This window comes from Thioclava sp. F34-6, from assembly GCF_002213235.1.
Taxonomy (GTDB): Bacteria; Pseudomonadota; Alphaproteobacteria; order Rhodobacterales; family Rhodobacteraceae; genus Thioclava; species Thioclava nitratireducens.
This window is the reverse complement of sequence record NZ_NBOA01000029.1, coordinates 1-2,504: the sequence shown is the minus strand read 5'-3', so window position 1 is coordinate 2,504 and position 2,504 is coordinate 1. Positions and strand designations below refer to the sequence as shown.

At 65.8% G+C, this 2,504-nt stretch carries 2 protein-coding genes and 1 pseudogene; all 3 read left to right on the top strand.

Translation table 11 applies throughout. The annotated features are described in order from the left end of the window. Nucleotides 1-66 precede the first annotated feature (66 nt). Nucleotides 67-306 (top strand): annotated as a pseudogene (locus B6V72_RS19520) (transposase); the annotation flags it as partial. A 191-nt stretch (nt 307-497) separates the two neighbouring features. Then, a complete protein-coding gene (gene tnpB, locus B6V72_RS18860; RefSeq protein ID WP_088725149.1) occupies nt 498-848 on the top strand; it encodes an IS66 family insertion sequence element accessory protein TnpB in 351 nt (116 codons plus the stop codon). A gap of 54 nt (nt 849-902) precedes the next feature. After that, a complete protein-coding gene (locus B6V72_RS18855) occupies nt 903-2,474 on the top strand; it encodes an IS66 family transposase (protein ID WP_088736363.1) in 1,572 nt (523 codons plus the stop codon). Nucleotides 2,475-2,504 lie beyond the last annotated feature (30 nt).

Here is a 2,504-nt window from a genome sequence, read left to right as displayed (position 1 = left end):
GTAAGCGGTGTCTGAGCGGCACGTTGTCTGCGCCGGCGCGGACTGCGAGGTGATACCCATCTCAAGATGGGAGTGCGTTTCGCAATGGATGCTCAGACTGCGTTTCTCAGTTCGCTGGGAGTTGAGATCTTCGAGAGCGGGCACCGCCGGTGGCCGGAGAAGGTGAAGGCACAGGCTGTCGCGGAGACACTTGAGCCGGGCGCGACGGTCAACGCCGTGGCGGCGCGTTACGGGATGAAGCCGAACCAGTTGTCGGCGTGGCGATGCCTGGCCAAACAGGGCAAGCTGGTCCTGCCGGCCGCCGAGATGTCGGATGAGCCGACGGCCTTCGCGCCGGTTGTCCTGTGCGAGCCGAAGCCCCCGCAGGCGCCGCAGCCCTCGGGGCGGTCGGACGACAGTCTGCGTCTCGTCTTCGGTGACGTGACGATCGCGCTTGCCGCCGACACCCCGGCAGTGCGGATTGCCGAGATCGTCCATGCGCTCGGGTCGTCCTCGTGATGATGCCGTCCCACACCGTCCGTATCCTCGTGGCGACCCAGCCGGTCGACTTCAGGAAAGGCCACGACGGTCTCGCCGCGCAGGTCGCATCGGTCCTGAAGGAGGATCCGTTCACTGGCACCGTGTTTTTGTTCCGGGCGAAGCGTGCAGACAGGCTAAAGATCCTCTTCTGGGACGGCACCGGGCTGGTGATGGCCTACAAGCGGCTTGAGGAGAGTTCCTTCATCTGGCCGGCGGTTCGGGACGGCGTGATGACTTTGAACCGGGCGCAGTTCGAGGCCCTGTTCGCCGGGCTCGACTGGCGCAAGGTGAAGGCCCTGGAGATCCGCCGCCCGGCTGCGGCAGAGTGAATCAGGCACGAGAAAGGGCGGGCCTTCGAGGCGGCTTCGGGGTAGCCTCCGGCCATGTCATCCACCGCGATCATTGACCTGTCCGCAATCCCCGAGGCGCAGCGCGAAGCTGTCGCCGCGCTGCTGCGCGAGCATGAGGAGCTCAAAGGTGAGAGGGTCAGCCTCAAGGAGATCATCAAGCGCCTCGAGCATCTGGTCGCCGAACTCAACCAGGCAGTCCACGGCAAACGGTCCGAGAAGCTCAGCGAAGATGACCGGCAGCTGGCGTTCGAGGATCTCGAGATTGCGGTCGCCGAAGCCGAGGAGAAGCAGGAGACGCAAGCGCCGTCCGAGAGCCGACCCGGGCGTGCAGCCCGGCGCAATCGAGGCAACCTGCCCAAGGACCTGCCGCGCATCGAGCGCGTGATCGAGCCGGACAGTTTGCAATGTCCTTGTGGCTGCGGGGAGATGCACAAGATCGGCGAGGACCGCACAGAGCGACTGGACATCGTGCCCGCCCAGCTGCGCGTGCTCGTCACGGTTCGCCCCAAATACGCCTGCCGCGCCTGCACCGATGGCGTGACCCAGGCGAGCGCCCCGGCGCATCTCATCGACGGCGGCCTGCCGACCGAGGGCGCCATCGCGCATGTCCTGATCAGCAAATATGCGGACCACTTGCCCTTGTATCGGCAGAGCCGGATCCTTGCCCGATCGGGCATCGAGATCCACCGCAGCACGCTGGCCGACTGGGTCGGCACCGCCGCATTCCATCTCGGTCCCGTCGTCGACCGGCTGGCCGAACATCTGAAGACGTCGACCAAGCTCTTCATGGATGAAACCCCTGCCCCTGTGCTGGATCCGGGGCGCGGCAGGACCAAGACGGGATATCTCTGGGCGCTCGCCCGCGACGACCGGTCATGGGGCGGAGATGATCCACCGGGCGTGGTCTTCTTCTACGCGCCCGGCCGCGCCGGGGAGAACGCGGAGAAGATTTTGCACGGCTTCGACGGCATCCTGCAGCTCGATGGCTACCAGGGTTACAACCGTTTGACGCGTCCCGCCCGCAAGGGTGGCAACCCGATCCGCGTGGCGCATTGCTGGGCCCACGCCCGGCGCAAGCTGAAGGAGGTCTTCGACCGCGACGGCTCCGAGATCGCCGCCGAGGGGCTGCGCCGCATCGCCGAGTTCTACAAGATCGAGGCCGACATTCGCGGCACGGCGCCGGGACAGCGGCTCTCGGCCCGGCAGGCGCGCACAGCGCCCCTCGTGGTCGAGTTCGGTGAATGGCTAAAACAGCAACGTCTGCGTGTCTCCGCCAAGTCGCGTCTGGGCGAGAAGCTCGCTTACATCCACCGGCACTGGGACGGGCTCCAGACCTTCCTGCACGATGGGCGGGTGGAGATCGACTCCAACAGCGTGGAGAACCTGATCCGGCCCATCGCTCTGAACAGGAAGAACGCATTGTTCGCCGGACATGACGAAGGCGGGCGCGCTTGGGGACGCATCGCATCGCTCATCGAGACCGCAAAGATCAACGGCGTCGAGCCCTTCGCTTATCTCAAGGCCACCCTCGAGGCCATCGCCGCCGGACATCCGCAAGGCCGCATCGACGAACTTCTCCCGTGGAACTTCAAGCCGTCAAGCTGAACCTGAGGTGGGATGCAGCCGCCGCTTACG

Excerpts from the sequence above, each read along its gene's own strand:
- tnpB (WP_088725149.1), top strand. The coding sequence starts at position 498 with ATGATGCCGTCCCACACCGTCCGTATCCTCGTGGCGACCCAGCCGGTC.
- B6V72_RS18855 (WP_088736363.1), top strand. The coding sequence starts at position 903 with ATGTCATCCACCGCGATCATTGACCTGTCCGCAATCCCCGAGGCGCAG.